Here is a 21781-nt window from a genome sequence, read left to right as displayed (position 1 = left end):
TATGCGCATTCCTCGCATTTATCACCCTGAACCACTCGCTTCCGGCAGCCAAATTTCACTGTGTGAAGATGCCGCCAACCATATCGGTCGTGTGCTGCGTATGGGACCAGGCCAGGCGTTACAGCTGTTTGACGGCAGCAATCAAATCTTTGACGCCGAAATCACTCACGCCAGCAAGAAAAGCGTTGACGTGAAGGTGCTTAACGCCGAACTCGACGATCGTGAATCGCCGTTGCACATCCATCTGGGCCAGGTGATGTCGCGCGGCGAAAAAATGGAATTTACTATCCAGAAATCGATCGAACTGGGCGTAAGCCTCATTACGCCACTTTTTTCTGAGCGCTGCGGCGTTAAACTGGACAGTGAACGCCTGAACAAAAAGCTCCAGCAGTGGCAGAAAATCGCCATTGCCGCCTGCGAACAGTGCGGTCGTAACCGGGTGCCTGAAATTCGCCCGGCAATGGATCTGGAAGCATGGTGCGCTGAGCAGGACGAAGGGTTAAAACTGAACCTGCATCCTCGCGCCAGCGCCAGCATCAATACGCTGCCGCTGCCGGTAGAGCGCATCCGCTTGCTGATTGGCCCGGAGGGTGGGCTGTCGGCAGATGAAATTGCCATGACCGCACGTTATCAGTTTACTGATATTCTGTTAGGACCTCGCGTTCTGCGTACTGAGACAACTGCGCTCACCGCCATTACCGCGCTACAGGTGCGTTTTGGCGATCTGGGCTAACGGAGAAGAACAATGATCAAGCTCGGCATCGTGATGGATCCCATCGCAAGCATCAACATCAAGAAGGATTCCAGCTTCGCTATGCTGCTGGAAGCACAACGTCGTGGTTACGAAATTCACTATATGGAGATGGCCGATCTTTATCTGATCAACGGTGAAGCCCGCGCCCGTACGCGGACCCTGAGCGTAGAGCAGAACTACGACAAATGGTATGAGTTCAAGGGCGAGCAGGATCTCCCGCTGGCCGATCTGGATGTGATTCTGATGCGTAAGGATCCGCCATTTGATACTGAGTTCATTTACGCGACCTATATTCTGGAACGTGCAGAAGAAAAAGGGACGTTAATCGTCAACAAACCGCAGAGCCTGCGCGATTGTAACGAAAAACTTTTTACCGCATGGTTTGCCGACCTGACGCCAGAAACGCTGGTCACCCGTAACAAAGCGCAGCTAAAAGCTTTCTGGCAAAAGCACAGCGACATCATTCTCAAGCCGCTGGACGGCATGGGCGGCGCATCTATTTTCCGTGTGAAGGAAGGTGACCCAAACCTCGGCGTCATTGCCGAAACGCTGACCGAACATGGTACTCGCTACTGCATGGCGCAGAACTATTTGCCAGCGATTAAAGACGGCGACAAACGCGTACTGGTTGTGGATGGCGAACCCGTTCCGTACTGCCTGGCGCGTATTCCGCAGGGTGGTGAAACCCGTGGCAACCTGGCCGCCGGTGGTCGTGGCGAGCCGCGTCCATTAACCGACAGCGACTGGGAAATTGCCCGCCGCATTGGGCCCACGCTGAAAGCGAAGGGATTAATTTTTGTCGGTCTGGATATCATTGGCGATCGCCTGACGGAAATTAACGTCACCAGCCCAACCTGTATTCGTGAGATTGAAGCAGAATTCCCGGTTTCAATTACCGGTATGCTGATGGATGCCATTGAGGCACGTTTGCAAAAATAAAAGTACTCGCCGGTAGAAGGGATCCTACCAATACTCATAGTGACAGCGCTCGTATTTGTACGCATACTGGGCGCTGTTGCTTTTTTGAACCAGGAAACAGAACCTCTGACAATGAATTTACAGCATCACTTTCTTATTGCCATGCCTGCTCTCCAGGATCCGATTTTCCGCCGTTCCGTGGTGTATATCTGTGAACACAATGAGAACGGAGCAATGGGGATTATCATCAATAAACCTCTGGAAAACTTACAAATTGAAGGGATTCTGGAAAAGCTGAAAATTACACCTGAAGCACGCGATCCGGCTATTCGTCTGGATAAACCGGTGATGCTCGGCGGACCGCTGGCGGAAGACCGTGGGTTTATTCTGCATACCCCGCCGTCACGCTTTGCATCCAGTATCCGCATTTCAGATAACACCATCATCACCACCTCCCGCGATGTATTAGAAACCTTAGGTACGCAGGAGCAACCCTCTGAGGTGCTGGTTGCGCTAGGCTATTCATCATGGGAAAAAGGCCAGCTCGAACAAGAACTACTGGATAACGCTTGGCTTACGGCCCCCGCCGATCTCAACATCTTGTTTAAAACGCCGATCGCCGACCGCTGGCGCGATGCGGCGAAACTTATCGGGATAGATATCCTTACCATGCCAGGCGTGGCGGGACATGCCTGATGAGCGGAACATTACTCTCTTTCGACTTTGGTACCAAAAGCATTGGCGTTGCGATTGGTCAGCGTATTACTGGTACCGCGAGACCCTTGCCCGCGATCAAAGCACAGGACGGTACGCCGGACTGGAATTTGATTGAACGTCTGCTGAAAGAGTGGCAGCCGGACGAAATCATTGTCGGCTTACCGCTCAATATGGATGGCACCGAACAACCCCTTACCGCACGCGCACGCAAGTTCGCTAACCGTATTCACGGTCGTTTTGGCGTTACCGTGACGTTGCATGATGAGCGTTTGAGTACCGTCGAAGCCCGCTCCGGCCTGTTTGAGCAAGGCGGATACCGGGCACTGAATAAAGGTAAAGTGGACTCCGCTTCTGCCGTTATTATTCTCGAAAGCTATTTCGAGCAGGGCTATTAAAGCCGTCCCTGCGCCTGGCGCTGCTGCAGGCTTTGCGTAAAGGTCTGCATGCCTGTCTGTTGCCCGGTTTGCATTATGCCGGGTAGCTGATGCGTTTTCCCTTCACGGATCAGGTTACCAACGGCGGGCGTGTTGATGAGCAGTTCGAATAGCGCCACGCGTCCTCCCTGCTTATCTTGTTCCAGCTTTTGCGAAAGCACTGCCCGCAGGCTGTCTGCCAGCTGATTACGCACCGGATCTTTCTCCGGTGCAGGAAAGGTATCTACCAGCCGCGCAATAGCCTGAGCCGCCCCTCGCGTGTGTAACGTTGCCAGCACCAGATGCCCGGTTTCCGCAGCCGTTAACGCCAGACGAATGGTTTCCACGTCGCGCAGCTCGCCCAGCAGAATGACATCAGGATCTTCGCGCAGCGCGCCGCGCAAACCGGCGGCGAAAGAAGCGCAGTGTACGCCTACCTCCCGTTGTTGAATGAGACAACGCTGGCTGGTGTAACGATATTCAATGGGATCTTCCAGCGTCAAAATATGTCCCGCGACGTGCTGATTAAGATATGACACCATCGCCGCCAGGGTCGTTGATTTACCGCTGCCGGTAGCGCCGGTCACCAGAATTAATCCATTTTCACTTTGCAGCAGCTCAGGTAAGGCGGCGGGAGTCTGGAGATCATCCAAACATGGGCAATCAAGCGGCAATAGCCTTAGCGCCAGAGAGATCCCCTGCTGATGCACAAATGCGCTCGCACGCAGACGCCGTGAGTTCGTCAGCGTAATGGCAAAATCTATCTGTCCCTGTTTCTGCCACTGTACCTGTTGTTGCTCGCTGAGCCAGCACATCAGCAACGTCTCTACGTCAGGCGTGGTAAACGGCGCGATTTCGACATTTCCGCGTATGCGCCAACGCGCAGGCCATGCATTGCACAGGTGTAGATCCGACACATTATGCTTTACACTAAGGGCCACTATTTCTTCCATATTCATATGAACATCCTCGGAAAATGAACGATATCGCGCATAACCTGGCACATGTCCGGGACAAAATCTCAGCCGCCGCGACGCGTTGCGGGCGGTCTTCAGAAGAAGTTACGTTGCTTGCAGTCAGTAAAACCAAACCTGCGAGCGCCATCGAAGATGCCATTGCCGCAGGTCAGCGAGCCTTCGGTGAAAATTATGTTCAGGAAGGGGTGGATAAAATTCGCTACTTCCGGGAACAAGGCGTCAACGATCTGCAGTGGCACTTTATCGGCCCACTGCAGTCCAACAAAAGCCGTCTGGTCGCTGAACATTTTGACTGGTGTCATACGATTGATCGTCTGCGCATCGCTACCCGTCTGAGCGAGCAGCGCCCGGCGGAACTACCGCCGCTGAATGTGCTGATACAGATTAATATCAGCGATGAAAACAGTAAGTCGGGTATTCCGCTGGCAGAGCTTGATGCACTGGCCGCTGAAGTCGCCGCATTGCCGCGTATTAACCTGCGTGGTCTGATGGCAATTCCGGCGCCTGAGTCAGATTATGTAAGGCAGTTTGAAGTTGCACAGCAAATGGCTGTAGCATTTACCGGGTTGAAAACACGCTACCCAGGCATCGACACCCTCTCACTGGGGATGTCTGATGATATGGATGCCGCAATTGCGGCGGGTAGCACGATGGTGCGCATTGGCACCGCCATTTTTGGTGCTCGTGATTACACTAAAAAATAAGGAAAACTAAGGAACACCATGAATACGTTGACCTTCCTGCTCTCAACGGTAATTGAGCTGTATACCATGGCGCTGCTGCTACGCGTGTGGATGCAATGGTCTCGCTGCGATTTTTACAACCCGTTCTCGCAGTTTATAGTGAAAATCACTCAGCCTGTTATTGGGCCGTTACGCCGTGTGATTCCCCCGATGGGGCCGATTGACAGCGCCTCGGCATTAGTGGCGCTCGTTCTCAGCTTTATCAAAGCCATCGTGCTGTTTAAGGTGGTCACGTTCCAGCCGATTATCTGGATCGCCGCCGTACTGATTGTCCTCAAGACCATCGGACTGCTGATTTTCTGGGTACTGCTGGTGATGGCGATTATGAGCTGGGTCAGTCAGGGCCGCAGCCCTGTTGAATATGTGTTGATCCAACTGGCGGACCCACTGCTGCGCCCTATCCGTCGTATCCTCCCGGGCATGGGCGGCATCGATTTCTCACCGATGATTCTGGTTCTGCTGCTCTATGTGATTAACATGGGTATCGCGGAAGTGTTACAGGCGACAGGTAATATGCTGCTGCCGGGGCTGTGGATGGCGCTATGAGTGCCGTTACACCCTGCGACGACGGTCTGGTTTTACGGCTCTACATTCAGCCTAAAGCCAGCCGTGACAGTATTGTGGGTTTGCATGGCGACGAAGTAAAAGTCGCCATTACCGCCCCGCCGGTGGATGGGCAAGCGAACAGCCATCTGGTGAAATTTCTCGGCAAACAGTTCCGTGTGGCAAAAAGCCAGGTCGTTATTGAGAAGGGCGAGCTTGGCCGTCACAAACAGGTTAAAATCATTCATCCGCAACAGATCCCGCCTGAAATTGCGGCGCTAACTGATTAGGTATCCCATGCAAAAAGTTGTCCTCGCGACCGGCAATGCCGGTAAAGTGCGTGAACTCGCCTCTCTTCTGAGTGATTTCGGACTTGATGTCGTTGCCCAAACGGATCTGGGTGTTGATTCTGCAGAAGAGACCGGGCTGACGTTTATTGAGAATGCCATTCTGAAGGCGCGTCATGCCGCGCAAATTACCGGACTGCCGGCCATTGCTGATGACTCTGGTCTGGCGGTGAACGCCCTTGGCGGCGCGCCGGGCATCTATTCGGCCCGTTATTCCGGCGAAGATGCGACCGACAGGCAGAACCTGGAAAAACTGCTTCACACCCTGCAGGATGTTCCTGATGACAAGCGCCAGGCACAGTTCCACTGCGTGCTGGTCTATATGCGCCACGCAGACGATCCAACGCCGGTAGTGTGCCACGGAAGCTGGCCGGGTATTATTACCCGTGAACCTGCCGGAAACGGTGGCTTTGGCTACGACCCGATCTTCTTTGTGCCGACTGAAGGGAAAACGGCGGCTGAACTGACCCGTGAAGAGAAAAGTGCAATTTCTCACCGCGGACAGGCGTTGAAGCTGCTGCTGGATGCCCTGCGTAATGGTTAAACTTCCGCCGCTAAGTCTTTATATTCACATCCCGTGGTGCGTACAGAAATGTCCGTACTGCGACTTTAACTCGCATGCGCTGAAGGGCGACGTTCCTCATGACGACTATGTGCAGCATCTGTTGAGCGATCTGGATACTGAGGTGGCTCACGCCCAGGGACGTGAAGTAAAGACAATTTTTATCGGTGGCGGTACGCCGAGCCTGCTTTCTGGCCCGGCAATGCAAACACTGCTCGACGGCGTGCGCGCACGCCTGAAGCTGGCCGCGGATGCAGAAATCACGATGGAGGCGAATCCCGGGACGGTGGAAGCCGATCGCTTTGTTGATTATCAACGCGCTGGGGTAAACCGAATCTCCATTGGCGTACAGAGCTTTAGCGTCGCCAAACTTGAGCGCCTGGGGCGTATTCACGGACCGGAAGAAGCCAAACGTGCCGCGAATCTGGCGAGCGGTCTGGGGCTACGTAGCTTTAATCTCGATCTGATGCACGGCCTGCCGGATCAGACTCTGGAAGAGGCGTTGGGCGATTTGCAACAGGCCATCGCGCTCAACCCGCCGCATCTCTCCTGGTATCAGCTGACTATCGAACCCAACACGCTATTTGGTTCACGTCCGCCGGTATTACCGGACGATGACGCGCTGTGGGATATTTTTGAGCAAGGCCACCAGTTGCTGACTGCAGCGGGGTATCAACAGTACGAAACCTCAGCCTATGCGAAACCGGGCTATCAGTGTCAGCACAATCTCAATTACTGGCGTTTTGGCGACTATCTTGGCATTGGCTGCGGCGCGCACGGCAAAATAACTTTCCCGGACGGACGCATCCTGCGCACCACCAAAACGCGGCATCCACGCGGATACATGCAAGGACGTTACCTGGAAAGCCAGCGTGATGTCGCCGAAGTCGACAAGCCGTTCGAGTTCTTTATGAACCGTTTCCGGTTACTGGAGGCCGCGCCGCGTGCAGAATTCACGCAATACACCGGGCTTGCCGAAGACGTTATTCGTCGACAGATTGATGCAGCTATCGCCCAGGGTTACCTGAGTGAATGCGATGAATACTGGCAGATTACCCAACACGGTAAGCTGTTTTTGAATTCGCTGCTGGAGCTGTTTCTGGCGGAGTAATACGGTAACGATGTAGGCCGGATAAGGCCTTGAGCCGCCATCCGGCAAATTGCCTGATGGCGCTGCGCTTATCAGGCCTACAGGGTTAGGGCGATAAGCGCAGCCACCTGCATCGATTAATACTGATTAAACATTTCCTGGATCTGCTTAGGATCCTTGGTTTGCGTCAGCGCAAGCTGCAGCAGAACACGCGCTTTTTGCGGGTTCAGAGAACCTGAAGCCACAAAGCCGTATTTCGCATCATCAACTTCAGCATCCTGCGTGGTGGAGCCGGTTGGTACACGGGAGGAACGCACCACGACGGTACCTTTATGCGCGGCAGTGGCCAGCGTATCGAATACCGTTTTATACAAGTTGCCGTTACCTACACCCGCACTGACGATACCTGCATAACCCGCGTCGACCAGCGCTTTGGCCGGCAGATCCGAGGCGTTAGCGTAGTTGTAAACAATCCCCACTTTCGGCAGTTCGGTCAGCTTAGACACATCGAACGGAGTAGACGTGGTGTGCTTACGCGCAGGCGTACGCTGGTAGTCAATCTTGCCGTTATGAATGTAGCCCAGCGGGCCATAGTTAACGGATTTGAAGGTGGCTACATCGGTAGTGTTGGTTTTGGTCACGTCGCGACCATCCATCACGGTGTCGTTCATCACCACCAGCACACCACGGTTGGCAGAGGCTTTGTCTGCAGCCGTCACCACTGCGTTATACAGGTTGAACGGACCATCGGCGCTCATCCCTGTAGACGGACGCATTGCACCCACCAGCACTACCGGCTTGTTGCACTTGACGGTCAGGTCGAGGAAATAGGCGGTTTCTTCCATGGTATCCGTACCATGTGTCACGACAAAACCGTCGGTTTTATCACACTCGGTGTTAATCTTTTTCGCCAGCGTTAACCAGACGTCGTCATTCATATCCTGAGAGCCGATGTTCACCACCTGCTCGCCTTTAACAACCGCGATGTCTTTCAACTGAGGTACGGCTTCAACCAGATTCTCTACGCCTACCTTGCCTGCCGTGTAGTTAGATTTTGTCGCGGAATCACCACCGCCGGCAATGGTCCCGCCGGTTGCTAAAATAGTGATGTTTGGCAGTGCAAGCGCCGCGCCGCTGAAACCCATAACCAGTGCGGCAAGTGCCGTTTTCTTGAAAAACTCCATGTTATTTCTCCAGTTACTTGAATTTGCAGCATTATGTCTATCTTACAGATGAATAATGTGACGGCATCCAATTAACCAGATTTATATCTCCATCAAATTGCCATTCTTAGAGATGGATATCAAAAAAACAGAAAGATACAAAATAAAACGGCACAGAATGTTTCTGTGCCGTTAAAAAGAGGTGAAAATTATTTCAACGTGCTAACCAGCGTTTTACGATCGTTTTCCAGCGTCACGACGCGGGCGCAAACATCTTTGCCAAACTGCTGGAAGTCTTGTTCCTGATTCTTCCATTCGTTCTGAATTGACGTTTGCAAACCACCGAGGCTCCCGAGCACGCCCTGCAACGGGTTACCGCCGCCTTTGAGCACAGCTTTGGCGCCCATCTCGTTGATGCTGTCCTGCAAAATGCCGCCCATCGCCTGATTCACTAATTGCTGCCCGTCGGCGCGGACCTGGTCAATCGCCTTATAGTGGAAGGTCAGCCCATCAGTACGATGTTCGATGATGCGGTTCATCTGCGCTTTCAATTGCGCATCCAGCTTGGTTAAGCGGCCACGCATGTTGCTGCTTTCACCGACCTCTTTGGCGATGATTTTGTCCAACGCCACGCGACCTTTCTCCACGCGCGCTCTGGCACCTTCGTCAATCCACGGCAGGCTGCTACGCAACGCGGCCTGATAATCTTTAGCCTGCTCACGCTGTGCGGCGTTCAGGTTGTACTGCTTACCGTTAAAGGTGACATCGCCGGCCTGGGTAATAACCAGATCGCCGTTTTCGCCTTTCACCTGCACCGTTTGTGGGTTCAAAATCACATCGTCACGTGGGGTGACGCTGCACTGATAATCGGCATGTGCGGCCATCGCCGTGAACGTTAGGACTGCCGCCAGCAGCGTTTTGCGCATCATATCTTTCCCTCAATACAAATCGGGCCGGCATTTGCCGACCCTGTGCTACTTAGTCCCACCAAATATCGAAAAGTTCGCTGGTGCGCACTTCTTCAAGTTTATGCTCTTCCAGCCACTTACGGACGATTGCCTGATGTTCTTCGGTGCATTTGCCGATTTCCTGCAGACAGATCAGACCTTCCCAGGCCAGATAGCCGCTGCCGTCAAAGGCCAGTTTGTTCGGTTCGATAACCTCATCGATAAAGTCATCAACGATTTTATCGACCTGCTCTCCAGATGTACCTTCCGGGAAACGCCATGCAACCGAAAATCCTATTTCCTGGAATTCGTCGATGTGCATTTTTTTACGCAAACGACGGCTACGGTTCTTTGCCATTATTTCACCCTCTCGAACATTAAGTCCCATACGCCGTGGCCAAGACGATGACCACGTTGTTCAAATTTGGTTACCGGGCGCGATTGTGGGCGCGGTACATAATCGTTACTCTCTGACTGGTTTTTATACCCGTCGATAGAGGACATCACTTCCAGCATGTGCTCCGCATACGCTTCCCAGTCGGTTGCCATATGGAACACGCCGCCCAGCTTCAGCTTACTTAAGATATGCTCAGCAAACGGTACCTGAACGATACGGCGTTTATTATGACGTGCTTTATGCCACGGGTCAGGGAAAAACAGCTGAACCATAGATAAAGAATTGTCAGGAATCATTTTATGCAGGACTTCAACGGCATCATGGCACATGACACGCAAGTTCTCGACGCCCTCTTCATGGGCTGAAGCCAGACACGCGCCAACGCCCGGCGAGTGAACCTCGATGCCGAGGAAATTCTGTTCCGGACGCGCTTTCGCCATCGCCACCAGCGAAGCCCCCATCCCAAAACCAATTTCAAGCGTGACTGGCGCATCGCGACCAAACAGCGCAGCGAAATCTACAGGCTCTTCGCTGAACTCAACGCCCATCACCGGCCAGTAGTTTTCCAGCGCGTGTTCCTGCCCTTTCGTCAGTCGCCCCTGGCGACGAACAAAACTACGAATCCGGCGCAGAGGGCGGCCGTTTTCATCAAATTCCGGTGAAATGACGTCGTTCTTCATAAAAGTTTAGTCTGCTGTGTTTGAGTTCTGAAAACGGGCATTATCCAAAGTTAGTTGCCGGATGCAAGTAAAGGAAGAAAGTGAGCAGCGGAAAGTTCCGGTTTACACCCCGTTGCCGCTGTGCTGCAATCTTGCCCCCGGCAATAATGAAACGGTAATCATGCAAGCCTCTCAATTTTCAGCTCAGGTTTTGAGCTGGTACGACAAATACGGGCGCAAGACGCTGCCCTGGCAAATTGACAAGACGCCTTACAAAGTATGGCTCTCTGAGGTGATGCTGCAACAAACTCAGGTTGCCACCGTTATCCCCTATTTTGAGCGCTTTATGGCGCGCTTCCCGACGGTAACGGATTTGGCCCATGCGCCGCTGGATGAAGTTCTGCATTTATGGACCGGACTGGGCTATTACGCCCGTGCGCGCAATTTACATAAAGCCGCGCAGCAGGTTGTGGCGCTGCATGGCGGTACTTTTCCGCAAACTTTTGATGAAGTCGCCGCCCTGCCAGGCGTTGGACGCTCGACCGCAGGCGCGATCCTTTCACTCTCTCTGGGTCAGCATTTTCCGATTCTTGACGGTAACGTCAAACGCGTGCTGGCTCGCTGTTATGCTGTAAGCGGCTGGCCGGGGAAAAAAGAGGTCGAAAAGAAACTGTGGGAGCTGAGCGAGCAGGTTACGCCTGCCCACGGCGTTGAGCGTTTTAACCAGGCGATGATGGATTTAGGCGCTATGGTTTGTACACGTTCAAAGCCTAAATGTTCGCTGTGTCCGTTAGAAAATGGCTGTGTAGCGGCCGCCAATGCAAGCTGGGCGCTGTATCCTGGTAAAAAACCCAAACAGACGTTACCGGAGCGTACGGGCTATTTTTTACTGCTGCAGCATGATGGCGAGGTGTTGCTATCACAGCGTCCGCCCAGCGGCTTATGGGGTGGTTTATACTGTTTTCCGCAGTTTGACGACGAAGATGGGCTGCGTAAGTGGCTGGCGCAACGGCAAATTAACACAGATAATCTGATCCAACTTAATGCGTTTCGCCATACCTTTAGCCATTTCCACTTAGATATTGTGCCTATGTGGCTTCCCGTGTCTTCATGCACCTCATGCATGGATGAAGGCAACGCGCTCTGGTATAACTTAGCGCAACCGCCATCTGTTGGGCTGGCGGCTCCCGTGGAGCGTTTGTTACAGCAATTACGTGCCGGTACACAGATTTAACGTAGCGGTCGAAAGAGAGGATTTTTTATGAGCAGAACGATTTTTTGCACTTTCCTGCAACGCGAAGCAGAAGGTCAGGATTTTCAGCTGTACCCAGGCGATCTGGGAAAACGCATTTATAACGAGATTTCTAAAGAAGCCTGGGCGCAATGGCAGCACAAGCAAACCATGCTGATTAACGAGAAGAAACTCAATATGATGAACGTCGAGCACCGTAAACTGCTGGAGCAGGAGATGATCAACTTCCTGTTTGAGGGTAAGGACGTGCATATTGAAGGCTATACACCAGAGTCATAAGAACCGTTGCCGGATGGCGCTGCGCTTATCCGGCTGACGATTTAATCTGGTCCTTGCATATAACAAACACAACACGCACTCCCGGAATGATGAAAAAATATCTCGCGCTTGCCGTTATTGCGCCGTTGCTCATCTCCTGTTCCAGTTCGACCAAAAAAGGCGATTCCTATAACGAAGCCTGGGTCAAGGATACCAACGGTTTTGATATTCTGATGGGGCAATTTGCCCATAACATTGAGAATCTGTGGGGATTTAAGGAAGTGCTGATTGCGGGTCCGAAGGACTACGTAAAGTATACCGATCAGTACCAAACCCGCAGCCACATCAACTTTGATGACGGTACGATAACCGTCGAGACCATTGCCGGAACAGATCCTGCCGGGCACCTGCGTCGGGCGATTATCAAGACGTTGCTGATGGGCGATGATCCGGGTTCTATCGATCTCTATTCCGATGTCGACGACATTAAGATTTCCAAAGAGCCGTTCCTGTACGGACAGGTGGTCGATAATACCGGCCAGCCAATTCGTTGGGAGGGACGTGCCACCAACTTTGCCAACTACCTGCTGCAAACGCGACTTAAAAGCCGCAGCAATGGCCTGCGTATCATTTATAGCGTAACGATCAATCTGGTACCAAACCACCTTGATAAGCGCGCGCATAAATACATCGGCATGGTGCGTCAGGCATCGCGTAAGTATGGCGTTGACGAATCGCTGATTCTGGCCATCATGCAAACCGAATCCTCGTTTAACCCGTATGCGGTCAGCCATGCCGATGCGCTGGGACTGATGCAGGTGGTACAACACAGCGCCGGGAAAGATGTGTTCCGCTCGCAAGGGCGCTCAGGCACACCTAGCCGCAGCTTCCTGTTTGACCCGGCCAGCAACATTGATACCGGCACGGCTTATCTGGCCATGCTCAACAATGTCTATTTGGGCGGCATTGATAATCCAACCTCGCGTCGCTATGCGGTGATCACCGCGTATAACGGCGGTGCCGGCAGCGTGCTGCGCGTGTTCTCGAATGATAAAATTCAGGCCGCGAATATCATTAACAGCATGTCCCCTGGGGACGTTTATCAAATCCTGACCACCCGACACCCATCAGCTGAATCACGCCGATACCTTTACAAGGTTAATTCCGCACAAAAATCATATCGACGCCGCTAATGTATCCCTCTTCTGTCCCCTTAAACGAGGTTCAGAAGAGGGAAAAGTGTTAACTTCATCACTCTTTTGCCTTGCAATTAGAAATTGTTTGCAAATATTTGTCACAGGTAACAAAAAAAGAGTGCTGCTCGTTGATAGAATCACATCATATAGCCACGGCAAATGTGCCTTTTAAAACATTCATCCGCATTACGGTGTGAGGAAATTAACATGAATCTTAAGCTGCAGCTGAAAGTTCTCTCGTTTCTGCAGTTCTGCTTATGGGGTAGTTGGCTGACTACTCTCGGCTCCTATATGTTTGTCACCCTTAAATTCGATGGTGCATCCATTGGCGCGGTGTATAGCTCGCTGGGGATCGCCGCCGTGTTTATGCCGACGCTGTTAGGGATTGTGGCCGACAAATGGATCAGTGCGAAATGGGTATACACCATTTGTCACCTGGTCGGTGCCGCAACGCTGTTCGCCGCAGCCGAAGTCACCACGCCAGGCGCCATGTTCTTTGTGATTTTGCTTAACTCGCTGGCCTATATGCCAACGCTGGGGCTCATCAACACCATCTCCTACTATCGTCTGCAATCAGCCGGGATGGATATCGTTACCGATTTCCCGCCAATTCGTATCTGGGGCACCATCGGTTTTATCATGGCAATGTGGGGCGTAAGCTTCTCCGGCTTTGAACTGAGCCATATGCAGCTGTATATCGGTGCGACGTTGTCTGTGGTACTGGCGCTGTTCACCCTGACGCTGCCGCATATTCCGATCGCCAATCAGCAGAAAAACCAGAGCTGGTCGTCTATGCTGGGTCTGGATGCCTTTGCGCTGTTTAAAAACAAGCGCATGGCGATTTTCTTCATCTTCTCTATGATGCTGGGCGCGGAGCTGCAGATTACCAATATGTTTGGTAATACCTTCCTGCACAGCTTCGACAACAACCCGCTGTTCTCTGGTAGCTTTATCGTTGAACACGCATCGGTGATGATGTCGATTTCACAGATTTCTGAGACCCTGTTTATCCTGACCATCCCATTCTTCTTAAGTCGTTACGGTATTAAGAACGTGATGCTGATCAGTATCGTCGCGTGGATGCTGCGCTTCGGTCTGTTTGCCTACGGCGATCCGACGCCGTTCGGTACCGTACTGCTGGTTCTGTCGATGATTGTTTACGGCTGCGCCTTCGACTTCTTCAACATCTCTGGCTCCGTGTTCGTGGAGAAAGAAGTTCGCCCTGAAATTCGTGCCAGCGCACAGGGTATGTTCCTGATGATGACCAACGGCTTCGGTTGTATTCTGGGCGGTCTGGTGAGCGGCAAAGTGGTTGAACACTACACGCTGAACGGTATTACCGACTGGCAGACCGTGTGGCTAATCTTCGCAGGTTACTCGCTGGTTCTGGCATTTGCCTTCGTTGCGCTGTTTAAATACAAACACGTGCGCGTTCCGGCAGGCACGCAGACCATCGCACACTAATCTTTATAATGAAAGAAGGTCACCATCAGGTGACCTTCTTTTTGGCCAGATGGCGCTTATTTCACAACATATCCATACAGACGCTTAATACCGTCTGCATCCGTCTCACTGTAAACGCCTTGCAGCTCCGGCGAGAAGCCAGGCAGCAGGTTTACACCCTCTTCCAGCGCCAGGAAGTATTGTTGCACCGCCCCGCCCCAGACTTCGCCAGGCACCACGCACAGCACGCCCGGAGGATAAGGCAGCGCACCTTCCGCCGCAATGCGGCCAGCAGCATCACAAATACGCACCAGTTCAACATCACCACGAATAAAAGCGCTGTTGGCATCCTGCGGATTCATCGCCACGGCAGGCAGACTCTCCTGACGGAACATCGCTTTTTGCAGATCTTTCACATCAAAGCTGACGTACAGTGAATGCATCTCCTGACACAGTTCACGCAGCGTGTAATCCCGGTAGCGCACCGGATACTTGTTGAAGATAGTGGGCAGCACTTCAGCCAGCGGCGTGTCGTTCTCAATGTGCTGTTCAAACTGCGCCAGCATCGCCACCAGTTGCGCCATTTTCTCTGCGCTTTCAGCCGGGGTCAGCAGGAACAGAATCGAGTTGAGGTCGCATTTCTCCGGCACAATGCCGTTTTCACGCAGGTAATGCGCCAGAATCGTCGCCGGAATACCAAACTCAGTATATTGCCCGGTTTGCGCATCAATGCCCGGGGTAGTTAACAACAGCTTGCAGGGATCGACAAAATACTGGTCGCGCGCGTAACCGGAAAAACCATGCCACTTCGCGCCAGGCTCAAAGCTAAAGAAGCGACGCTCGCTGGCAATCACCGCCGTCGGATAGGTTTCCCACGGTTTGCCATCAACCACCGGGGGAATAAACGGCTGAATCATCTTACAGCGAGCAATTATCGCTTTACGGGCCTCGATTCCCAGCGCCACGCACTCCGCCCATAGCCGACGACCGCTCTCGCCTTCATGAATTTTGGCGTTAACGTCCAACGCCGCAAACAGCGGGTAAAACGGACTGGTGGAAGCATGCAACATAAACGCGTTGTTCAGCCGCTTATGCGGGCAGAACCGCGCCTGGCCGCGAATGTGGTTATCCTTTTTGTGGATCTGCGAGGTTTGCGAGAACCCAGCCTGTTGTTTGTGTACTGACTGCGTCACAAAGATCCCCGGATCGTTAGCATTAAGCTCCAACAGCAACGGTGAGCTATCGGCCATCATCGGGATAAATTGCTCGTAACCGACCCATGCGGAATCAAACAGGATGTAATCACACAGGCTACCGATCTTGTCGATCACCTGCCGGGCGTTGTAGATCGTGCCGTCATAAGTGCCGAGTTGAATGATCGCCAGACGGAACGGACGCGGCTGGTCAGCCTTTTGTGGCGCAACTTCACGGATCTGCTGACGCAGGTACTGCTCATCAAAGCAGTGCTCATCAATGCCGCCGATAAAACCAAACGGATTACGCGCCGCTTCCAGATAAACCGGCGTTGCACCCGCCTGGATCAGCGCGCCGTGGTGGTTCGACTTATGGTTGTTACGGTCAAAAAGCACCAGATCCCCACGCGTCAGCAGCGCATTGGTCACCACTTTATTGGCCGCAGAGGTTCCGTTCAGCACAAAGTAGGTTTTATCCGCGTGGAAAACTTTCGCGGCAAATTTCTGCGCATGTTTCGCTGACCCTTCATGAATCAGCAGATCGCCAAGCTTAACGTCAGCGTTGCACATGTCCGCACGAAACAGATTCTCACCAAAAAATTCGTAGAAATGCCGCCCCGCAGGATGCTTCTTAAAAAACTCACCGTGTTGGTGTCCCGGGCAGGCAAACGTGCTGTTCCCCATTTCGACATACTGGGTCAGCGTGTCGTAGAACGGCGGCAGTAGATCGTCTTCATACTGACAGGCAGCAGTCTCCAGCTCCAGCCACTCCTGAGCCTGACCACGAATGACCGCATTTACTCCCGCTGGCACCTCCACATCGGATTCCGCGAACAGAAACACGGGTAAATGAAAACCTGTGCGTTTAAGCAAAGCAAGGATCCCACTGCGGCTGTCCGCAACGGTAATGACGACTGCCGCAACGTCAGTAAAATCGGTACTGTCCAGCGAGACTACCTGACGATGGCTGGACAGACGAGAGACCAGTTCACCACTGGCGGCAATTTTCATTGATTTCATAAGCGCAATAACCCGTTTCGGGAAAATCAAAAGTCCCGGCAAAGCCGCACTGCTTTGCCCACGAAATGACAGGTCAAACTGGTTACCAGCCCCGACCGCCAGACATCAGTAAAAGCAGATAGCCTCTGATCTTACTGTTATCCTGCAGTGAGCGTGCGCTTACCTCACCGCATGATGGAAGCGTGAAGATATGTTGCAGGAAGGGGCAAGCGTCGCGCAAAAAGGCGATATGGAAGGCGATGTAGGGGGAATAATTTCATCCCAGGCAGCCCCATTCAGACAGGAGAAAATTCGCGCAATCATGGCACCTTTCACTGACAGGCGCAAGATAAAATCCGGAGCTAAAACCTCACAGATAAACAAACATTTTGTCTGAAATTAGCGGCATAATAATGCAATCTGAAACATAATTTCACCCAGTCAATTGCCTTCAGGATCAAGACGATAATGGGTATGCAGGAGCAAACGTGGTAATCGGACCCTTTATTAATGGCGGCGCCATTTTATTTGGCGGCGTTTTCGGCGCACTACTTAGCCAGCATTTACCGGAGCGCATTCGGGTCTCGATGACCTCCATATTCGGCCTGTGCTCTTTGGGAATTGGTATCTTGCTGGTTATCAAATGCGCCAACCTGCCGGTAATGGTTCTGGCAACGCTGGTTGGCGCGTTAATTGGCGAATTCTGTCATCTGGAGAAAGGGATTAACGCCGCCGTAGCCAAAGCACAGCAGCTTTTCACCCGTTCGGACGCCAACGCAACGCATGAATCATTTATCCAAAGTTACGTGGCCATCATCGTGCTGTTTTGCGCCAGCGGAACCGGGATCTTCGGGGCGATACATGAAGGCATGACCGGCGATCCAAATATATTAATTGCGAAATCGTTTCTTGATTTCTTCACGGCCATCATTTTTGCCTGTTCGCTGGGGATCGCGGTCTCTGCCATTTGTGTGCCGATGCTGGCAATCCAGTTGACGCTGGCCGCCTGCGCGGCGCTGATTTTACCCCTGACCACGCCTGCGATGATGGCTGATTTCAGCGCTGTAGGCGGACTATTGCTGCTGGCAACCGGTTTACGTATTTGCGGCATCAAAATGTTTGCCGTTGTAAATATGCTTCCGGCCCTGCTGCTGGCAATGCCGCTTTCCGCCGCGTGGACGGCATTTTTTGCCTGAGAATGCGTGCAATAGCAGCAATGTGGTGATAGATTGTGCAGTCTGCATTGATTTGAAGAAATTTCGTTGACGAAGCGAAGCGAATCGGGTTTAATGCGCCTCGTTGCCCGGATAGCTCAGTCGGTAGAGCAGGGGATTGAAAATCCCCGTGTCCTTGGTTCGATTCCGAGTCCGGGCACCAAATTCATATCAACGGACCTCCACGGAGGTCCGTTTTTGCATTCTAAGCCCGCCAAAACCAACATTCCTACAATCCCTTAACTCCACCCAACTCAATCAACTTCAACCCGCATCAAGTCCCTTGCGAGGGTACAACTGAGGGTATAGTCTGATTCGATAAAATTTATACCCCTTTTTACTATCAGGAGATACCGCCAATGGCGCTCACTGACGCTAAAATCCGTGCCGCTAAACCGGATGAAAAACCTTATAAACTTGCCGACAGCGGCAACATGTTCTTGCTCGTTCACCCTAACGGCTCTCGCTACTGGCGGCTCCGCTATCGGTTTCTGGGCAAAGAGAAAACGCTCGCTCTGGGGGTCTATCCTGAAGTCTCGTTATCAGAAGCAAGGGAAAAACGCGATACGGCGAGAAAGCTGATAGCTGAGGGAACTGACCCATGCGAACAGAAAAGGATCAAAAAGTCGGTACCCGAAACAGCTCAGACATTTGAAGGCATCGCAAGACAGTGGCATAAGAGCAACAAAAAATGGTCAGCCTCACACAATGAGAGGATACTGAAAAGCCTCGAAACTCATGTTTTCCCCTTTATTGGTTCACGTGACATTACCACCCTCAGGACTCCCGATTTACTTGTTCCCGTTAAAGCAGCCGAAGCAAAGGAGATATATGAAATCGCAGCGCGCCTTCAGCAGCGTATCACTGCAATCATGCGCTATGCTGCCCAGTCAGGCATTATCACCTATAACCCTGCCTTGGATATGGCTGGCGCGTTAACCACAGTGAAACGCCAGCACCGCCCTGCCCTCGCCTTAAATCGCATTTCAGAGCTTCTTGAACGACTGGATGCCTACAGAGGACAACCTCTCACCCGGCAGGCAACTAAACTCACCCTGCTTATCTTCATCCGTTCCAGCGAACTACGCTTTGCCAGGTGGTCTGAGATCGACTTCAAGAAAGCCATGTGGACCATTCCTCCTGAGCGGAAACCTATTGAAGGGGTCAAGTATTCCCATCGTGGCTCAAAAATGCGAACAGAGCATCTTGTGCCACTATCTACTCAGGCGGTGAATATACTGAAGCAGATCCACACTATCAGCGGAGAACATGAACTGATTTTCACCGGCGATCACAATCCATGGAAACCCATGAGTGAGAACACTGTAAATAACGCACTGCGTCTGATGGGCTATGATACAAAGGTCGATGTCTGTGGTCACGGCTTCCGGGCAATGGCCTGTAGTTCGTTGATTGAGTCAGGTCTTTGGTCCAGAGATGCGGTCGAACGTCAGATGAGCCATATGGAACGTAACACAGTGCGGGCTGCGTATATCCATAAAGCGGAACATCTGGATGAGCGAAAGCTGATGTTGCAGTGGTGGGCTGATTTTCTGGATGCTAACAGGGAACAGAGTGTCAGCCCTTTTGACTATGCAAAAATTAATAATCCTTTGAGAAGGTGACAGAACTCCATACACACACATGCTCTTCCCTCACAGGGGAAGAGCACTCATTGATAAAATACTGGCGTACAACCCCGAAGATAATCAGGGAGCACGCTGATTGATAGGACCGGAATTGTTACGCTCATGGCGACCATGAGGGGCAGTCCATGTACTGATGGTGCATGTAGTTGAATTTTCACCTTACTGGTATGAACTTAGTCTTCTGTATTTTCTGAATGGAGAATACATTAAAGGTGCGATAGCTTTTCGCCACGGTTTTACCACAAAATCTTAGGAAGGTGCGAATAAGCGGGGAAATTCTTCTCGGCTGACTCAGTCATTTCATTTCTTCATGTTTGAGCCGATTTTTTCTCCCGTAAATGCCTTGAATCAGCCTATTTAGACCGTTTCTTCGCCATTTAAGGCGTTATCCCCAGTTTTTAGTGAGATCTCTCCCACTGACGTATCATTTGGTCCGCCCGAAACAGGTTGGCCAGCGTGAATAACATCGCCAGTTAATTATCGTTTTTCAGCAACCCCTTGTATCTGGCTTTCACGAAGCCGAACTGTCGCTTGATGATGCGAAATGGGTGCTCCACCTTGGCCCGGATGCTGGCTTTCATGTATTCGATGTTGATGGCCGTTTTGTTCTTGCGTGGATGCTGTTTCAAGGTTCTTACCTTGCCGGGGCGCTCGGCGATCAGCCAGTCCACATCCACCTCGGCCAGCTCCTCGCGCTGTGGCGCCCCTTGGTAGCCGGCATCGGCTGAGACAAATTGCTCCTCTCCATGCAGCAGATTACCCAGCTGATTGAGGTCATGCTCGTTGGCCGCGGTGGTGACTAGGCTGTGGGTCAGGCCACTCTTGGCATCGACACCAATGTGGGCCTTCATGCCAAAGTGCCACTGATTGCCTTTCTTGGTCTGATGCATCTCCGGATCGCGTTGCTGCTCTTTGTTCTTGGTCGAGCTGGGTGCCTCAATGATGGTGGCATCGACCAAGGTGCCTTGAGTCATCATGACGCCTGCTTCGGCCAGCCAGCGATTGATGGTCTTGAACAATTGGCGGGCCAGTTGATGCTGCTCCAGCAGGTGGCGGAAATTCATGATGGTGGTGCGGTCCGGCAAGGCGCTATCCAGGGATAACCGGGCAAACAGACGCATGGAGGCGATTTCGTACAGAGCATCTTCCATCGCGCCATCGCTCAGGTTGTACCAATGCTGCATGCAGTGAATGCGTAGCATGGTTTCCAGCGGATAAGGTCGCCGGCCATTACCAGCCTTGGGGTAAAACGGCTCGATGACTTCCACCATGTTTTGCCATGGCAGAATCTGCTCCATGCGGGACAAGAAAATCTCTTTTCTGGTCTGACGGCGCTTACTGCTGAATTCACTGTCGGCGAAGGTAAGTTGATGACTCATAATGAACCCTGTTCCATGGCTCCAGATGACAAACATGATCTCATATCAGGGACTTGTTCGCACCTTCCTTAAGGAAACAGATAAGTAAACAAATCAACATTCCCAGAACCACCCTGCAGAGTCTGTTCCGGCGCTTTGCCCGTTCAGGTCTGAACTGGCCCGTTCCCGAACATATATCACCTGAGCAACTTGAACAGCTTCTCTACCCCGGGAAAAGCCAACAATACGAACCGGTTCCCACCAGAGAAATACCCGAAAAACGCCGGCGACCTAATTTCTCCACGGAGTTCAAACTCCACCTTGTGGAGCTGTCGATGCAACCTGATACCAACGTGGCTCGTCTTGCCCGTGAACACGGTATTAATGACAACCTGCTGTTTAACTGGCGTCACCAGTATAAACAGGGAAAACTGAATCGCAGGGATAACCTGCCTGTCAAACTGCTACCGGTAAGTATCGCGCCTCCCCCAGTCGTTCCAGCCCCTCTGACGGCACCATCGCCTGCTGATGTACCCTGCTGCGAAGTAGAGCTACCAGGTGGAACGATAAAACTACACGGAACTATGACACCGGCTCTGCTGCGAGTATTACTTGGCGAGTTGAAAGGGGAGCTCCGATGATAACTCTGCCGACTGGTACCAGAATCTGGATCATCGCTGGCGTCACCGACATGCGCTGTGGCTTCAATGGCCTGGCCTCAAAGGTCCAGAACACGCTGAAAGATGATCCCTTCTCCGGGCATATCTTCGTTTTCCGTGGCCGCAGCGGCAAAATGGTAAAAATCCTGTGGGCAGACCGTGACGGGTTATGCCTGTTCGCCAAGCGTCTTGAGCGGGGACGCTTCGTCTGGCCGGTGACCCGGGAAGGGAAAGTTCATCTGACGCCTGCACAGTTGTCCATGCTGCTGGAAGGTATCGCATGGCAACATCCAAAACGGACGGAACAGCCTGGTATACGGATATAACCCG

General features: G+C 52.3%; 23 protein-coding genes, 1 tRNA gene and 2 pseudogenes. 19 read left to right on the top strand and 7 right to left on the bottom strand.

Annotated features, from left to right (window positions below):
* Window position 1 precedes the first annotated feature (1 nt).
* The 4 genes from rsmE (at window position 2) to ruvX (ending at window position 2784) form a co-directional block, all read left to right on the top strand.
* Window positions 2-733, top strand: a complete 732-nt coding sequence (rsmE, locus tag ICA20_RS04340; RefSeq protein ID WP_038633593.1) for a 16S rRNA (uracil(1498)-N(3))-methyltransferase — start codon at window positions 2-4, stop codon at window positions 731-733.
* A gap of 12 nt (window positions 734-745) precedes the next feature.
* Window positions 746-1693: a glutathione synthase gene (gshB, locus tag ICA20_RS04335; protein ID WP_038633598.1), complete on the top strand. Its 948-nt coding sequence runs from the start codon at window positions 746-748 to the stop codon at window positions 1691-1693.
* A 111-nt stretch (window positions 1694-1804) separates the two neighbouring features.
* Entirely contained in the window at window positions 1805-2368 is a 564-nt protein-coding gene (locus ICA20_RS04330) for a YqgE/AlgH family protein (RefSeq protein ID WP_032940453.1), read from the top strand.
* Complete coding sequence (gene ruvX, locus ICA20_RS04325; protein ID WP_038633601.1) at window positions 2368-2784, top strand: Holliday junction resolvase RuvX; 417 nt, start codon at window positions 2368-2370, stop codon at window positions 2782-2784. The genes ICA20_RS04330 and ruvX overlap by 1 nt, the downstream gene beginning before the upstream one ends.
* Here ruvX and ICA20_RS04320 read toward each other — a convergent pair.
* Window positions 2781-3761, bottom strand: coding sequence for a type IV pilus twitching motility protein PilT (locus tag ICA20_RS04320; RefSeq protein ID WP_038633604.1), 981 nt, complete (start codon window positions 3759-3761; stop codon window positions 2781-2783). The two genes, ruvX and ICA20_RS04320, sit on opposite strands and share 4 nt — an antisense overlap.
* Window positions 3762-3778: 17 nt before the next feature.
* On the opposite strand from ICA20_RS04320, the gene ICA20_RS04315 reads away from it, so the two are divergent.
* Genes ICA20_RS04315 through hemW form a run of 5 tightly spaced genes read left to right on the top strand, consistent with a single transcriptional unit; the run spans window position 3779 to window position 7085 of the window.
* Window positions 3779-4483 (top strand): YggS family pyridoxal phosphate-dependent enzyme, encoded by a 705-nt coding sequence (locus ICA20_RS04315; RefSeq protein ID WP_038633606.1) that lies wholly within the window; start codon window positions 3779-3781, stop codon window positions 4481-4483.
* 18 nt (window positions 4484-4501) lie between these two features.
* The gene (locus ICA20_RS04310) at window positions 4502-5068 is read left to right on the top strand and encodes a YggT family protein (RefSeq protein WP_038633609.1); all 567 of its coding nucleotides are present in this window, start codon (window positions 4502-4504) and stop codon (window positions 5066-5068) included.
* A complete protein-coding gene (gene yggU, locus ICA20_RS04305; protein WP_003027101.1) occupies window positions 5065-5355 on the top strand; it encodes a DUF167 family protein YggU in 291 nt (96 codons plus the stop codon). Before ICA20_RS04310 ends, yggU begins: the two co-directional genes overlap by 4 nt.
* Before the next feature lie 7 nt (window positions 5356-5362).
* On the top strand, window positions 5363-5956 hold the full coding sequence (locus ICA20_RS04300; protein ID WP_038633614.1) for an XTP/dITP diphosphatase: 594 nt from the start codon (window positions 5363-5365) through the stop codon (window positions 5954-5956).
* On the top strand, window positions 5949-7085 hold the full coding sequence (gene hemW, locus ICA20_RS04295) for a radical SAM family heme chaperone HemW (protein WP_038633617.1): 1137 nt from the start codon (window positions 5949-5951) through the stop codon (window positions 7083-7085). The genes ICA20_RS04300 and hemW overlap by 8 nt, the downstream gene beginning before the upstream one ends.
* A gap of 116 nt (window positions 7086-7201) precedes the next feature.
* Here the strand turns inward: hemW and ansB are convergent, their stop codons facing one another.
* From ansB to trmB, 4 genes are all read right to left on the bottom strand, one after another.
* The gene (ansB, locus tag ICA20_RS04290) at window positions 7202-8248 is read right to left on the bottom strand and encodes an L-asparaginase 2 (RefSeq protein ID WP_038633619.1); all 1047 of its coding nucleotides are present in this window, start codon (window positions 8246-8248) and stop codon (window positions 7202-7204) included.
* Between the two features lie 188 nt (window positions 8249-8436).
* Window positions 8437-9156 (bottom strand): DUF2884 domain-containing protein, encoded by a 720-nt coding sequence (locus ICA20_RS04285; protein WP_038633622.1) that lies wholly within the window; start codon window positions 9154-9156, stop codon window positions 8437-8439.
* A 49-nt stretch (window positions 9157-9205) separates the two neighbouring features.
* Window positions 9206-9532: a YggL family protein gene (locus ICA20_RS04280; protein ID WP_038633626.1), complete on the bottom strand. Its 327-nt coding sequence runs from the start codon at window positions 9530-9532 to the stop codon at window positions 9206-9208.
* A complete protein-coding gene (gene trmB / locus ICA20_RS04275) occupies window positions 9532-10251 on the bottom strand; it encodes a tRNA (guanosine(46)-N7)-methyltransferase TrmB (RefSeq protein WP_038633629.1) in 720 nt (239 codons plus the stop codon). The genes ICA20_RS04280 and trmB overlap by 1 nt, the downstream gene beginning before the upstream one ends.
* Before the next feature lie 160 nt (window positions 10252-10411).
* Between trmB and mutY the strand changes: the two genes are divergently transcribed.
* From mutY to ICA20_RS04255, 4 genes are all read left to right on the top strand, one after another.
* Window positions 10412-11464 (top strand): A/G-specific adenine glycosylase, encoded by a 1053-nt coding sequence (gene mutY / locus ICA20_RS04270; protein ID WP_038642860.1) that lies wholly within the window; start codon window positions 10412-10414, stop codon window positions 11462-11464.
* A gap of 27 nt (window positions 11465-11491) precedes the next feature.
* Window positions 11492-11761, top strand: a complete 270-nt coding sequence (locus ICA20_RS04265) for an oxidative damage protection protein (RefSeq protein ID WP_003027126.1) — start codon at window positions 11492-11494, stop codon at window positions 11759-11761.
* Between the two features lie 86 nt (window positions 11762-11847).
* Complete coding sequence (gene mltC / locus ICA20_RS04260; RefSeq protein WP_129694833.1) at window positions 11848-12933, top strand: membrane-bound lytic murein transglycosylase MltC; 1086 nt, start codon at window positions 11848-11850, stop codon at window positions 12931-12933.
* 210 nt (window positions 12934-13143) lie between these two features.
* A complete protein-coding gene (locus ICA20_RS04255) occupies window positions 13144-14400 on the top strand; it encodes a nucleoside permease (RefSeq protein WP_038633635.1) in 1257 nt (418 codons plus the stop codon).
* 56 nt (window positions 14401-14456) lie between these two features.
* Here the strand turns inward: ICA20_RS04255 and ICA20_RS04250 are convergent, their stop codons facing one another.
* Window positions 14457-16592, bottom strand: a complete 2136-nt coding sequence (locus ICA20_RS04250) for an ornithine decarboxylase (protein ID WP_038633637.1) — start codon at window positions 16590-16592, stop codon at window positions 14457-14459.
* Window positions 16593-17059: 467 nt separating this feature from the next.
* On the opposite strand from ICA20_RS04250, the gene ICA20_RS04245 reads away from it, so the two are divergent.
* From ICA20_RS04245 to ICA20_RS04230, 4 genes and pseudogenes are all read left to right on the top strand, one after another.
* Window positions 17060-17767, top strand: a complete 708-nt coding sequence (locus ICA20_RS04245) for a DUF554 domain-containing protein (RefSeq protein ID WP_038633642.1) — start codon at window positions 17060-17062, stop codon at window positions 17765-17767.
* A 105-nt stretch (window positions 17768-17872) separates the two neighbouring features.
* A tRNA-Phe gene (locus ICA20_RS04240) sits at window positions 17873-17948 on the top strand.
* A 196-nt stretch (window positions 17949-18144) separates the two neighbouring features.
* Window positions 18145-19410, top strand: a complete 1266-nt coding sequence (locus ICA20_RS04235; protein ID WP_032170149.1) for an integrase arm-type DNA-binding domain-containing protein — start codon at window positions 18145-18147, stop codon at window positions 19408-19410.
* Window positions 19411-19456: 46 nt separating this feature from the next.
* Window positions 19457-19672 (top strand): annotated as a pseudogene (locus ICA20_RS04230) (tetratricopeptide repeat protein); the annotation flags it as partial.
* A gap of 238 nt (window positions 19673-19910) precedes the next feature.
* On the opposite strand, the pseudogene ICA20_RS04225 reads toward ICA20_RS04230, so the two are convergent.
* Window positions 19911-20813 (bottom strand): annotated as a pseudogene (locus ICA20_RS04225) (IS5-like element IS5 family transposase); the annotation flags it as partial.
* 53 nt (window positions 20814-20866) lie between these two features.
* On the opposite strand from ICA20_RS04225, the gene tnpA reads away from it, so the two are divergent.
* Window positions 20867-21433 carry an IS66-like element accessory protein TnpA gene (tnpA, locus tag ICA20_RS04220; protein WP_159121481.1) on the top strand — a complete coding sequence of 189 codons (567 nt, stop codon included), beginning with the start codon at window positions 20867-20869 and terminating at the stop codon, window positions 21431-21433.
* Window positions 21430-21777, top strand: a complete 348-nt coding sequence (gene tnpB, locus ICA20_RS04215) for an IS66 family insertion sequence element accessory protein TnpB (RefSeq protein WP_038633649.1) — start codon at window positions 21430-21432, stop codon at window positions 21775-21777. The genes tnpA and tnpB overlap by 4 nt, the downstream gene beginning before the upstream one ends.
* Window positions 21778-21781: the final 4 nt, after the last annotated feature.

It is taken from the genome of Citrobacter sp. C5_2, assembly GCF_014596845.2.
Taxonomy (GTDB): Bacteria; Pseudomonadota; Gammaproteobacteria; order Enterobacterales; family Enterobacteriaceae; genus Citrobacter; species Citrobacter werkmanii.
The sequence above is the reverse complement of the archived record's forward strand: the minus strand, read 5'-3'. Positions and strand labels throughout refer to the sequence as shown.

Coding starts and splice junctions, on each gene's coding strand:
- ICA20_RS04250 (WP_038633637.1), bottom strand. CDS start 16,592: ATGAAATCAATGAAAATTGCCGCCAGTGGTGAACTGGTCTCTCGTCTG.
- rsmE (WP_038633593.1), top strand. CDS start 2: ATGCGCATTCCTCGCATTTATCACCCTGAACCACTCGCTTCCGGCAGC.
- mltC (WP_129694833.1), top strand. CDS start 11,848: ATGATGAAAAAATATCTCGCGCTTGCCGTTATTGCGCCGTTGCTCATC.
- yggU (WP_003027101.1), top strand. CDS start 5,065: ATGAGTGCCGTTACACCCTGCGACGACGGTCTGGTTTTACGGCTCTAC.
- ruvX (WP_038633601.1), top strand. CDS start 2,368: ATGAGCGGAACATTACTCTCTTTCGACTTTGGTACCAAAAGCATTGGC.
- ICA20_RS04265 (WP_003027126.1), top strand. CDS start 11,492: ATGAGCAGAACGATTTTTTGCACTTTCCTGCAACGCGAAGCAGAAGGT.
- ICA20_RS04255 (WP_038633635.1), top strand. CDS start 13,144: ATGAATCTTAAGCTGCAGCTGAAAGTTCTCTCGTTTCTGCAGTTCTGC.
- gshB (WP_038633598.1), top strand. CDS start 746: ATGATCAAGCTCGGCATCGTGATGGATCCCATCGCAAGCATCAACATC.
- ICA20_RS04315 (WP_038633606.1), top strand. CDS start 3,779: ATGAACGATATCGCGCATAACCTGGCACATGTCCGGGACAAAATCTCA.
- mutY (WP_038642860.1), top strand. CDS start 10,412: ATGCAAGCCTCTCAATTTTCAGCTCAGGTTTTGAGCTGGTACGACAAA.
- ICA20_RS04280 (WP_038633626.1), bottom strand. CDS start 9,532: ATGGCAAAGAACCGTAGCCGTCGTTTGCGTAAAAAAATGCACATCGAC.
- ICA20_RS04310 (WP_038633609.1), top strand. CDS start 4,502: ATGAATACGTTGACCTTCCTGCTCTCAACGGTAATTGAGCTGTATACC.
- ICA20_RS04235 (WP_032170149.1), top strand. CDS start 18,145: ATGGCGCTCACTGACGCTAAAATCCGTGCCGCTAAACCGGATGAAAAA.
- trmB (WP_038633629.1), bottom strand. CDS start 10,251: ATGAAGAACGACGTCATTTCACCGGAATTTGATGAAAACGGCCGCCCT.
- ICA20_RS04320 (WP_038633604.1), bottom strand. CDS start 3,761: ATGAATATGGAAGAAATAGTGGCCCTTAGTGTAAAGCATAATGTGTCG.
- ICA20_RS04285 (WP_038633622.1), bottom strand. CDS start 9,156: ATGATGCGCAAAACGCTGCTGGCGGCAGTCCTAACGTTCACGGCGATG.
- ICA20_RS04330 (WP_032940453.1), top strand. CDS start 1,805: ATGAATTTACAGCATCACTTTCTTATTGCCATGCCTGCTCTCCAGGAT.
- hemW (WP_038633617.1), top strand. CDS start 5,949: ATGGTTAAACTTCCGCCGCTAAGTCTTTATATTCACATCCCGTGGTGC.
- ansB (WP_038633619.1), bottom strand. CDS start 8,248: ATGGAGTTTTTCAAGAAAACGGCACTTGCCGCACTGGTTATGGGTTTC.
- ICA20_RS04300 (WP_038633614.1), top strand. CDS start 5,363: ATGCAAAAAGTTGTCCTCGCGACCGGCAATGCCGGTAAAGTGCGTGAA.
- tnpB (WP_038633649.1), top strand. CDS start 21,430: ATGATAACTCTGCCGACTGGTACCAGAATCTGGATCATCGCTGGCGTC.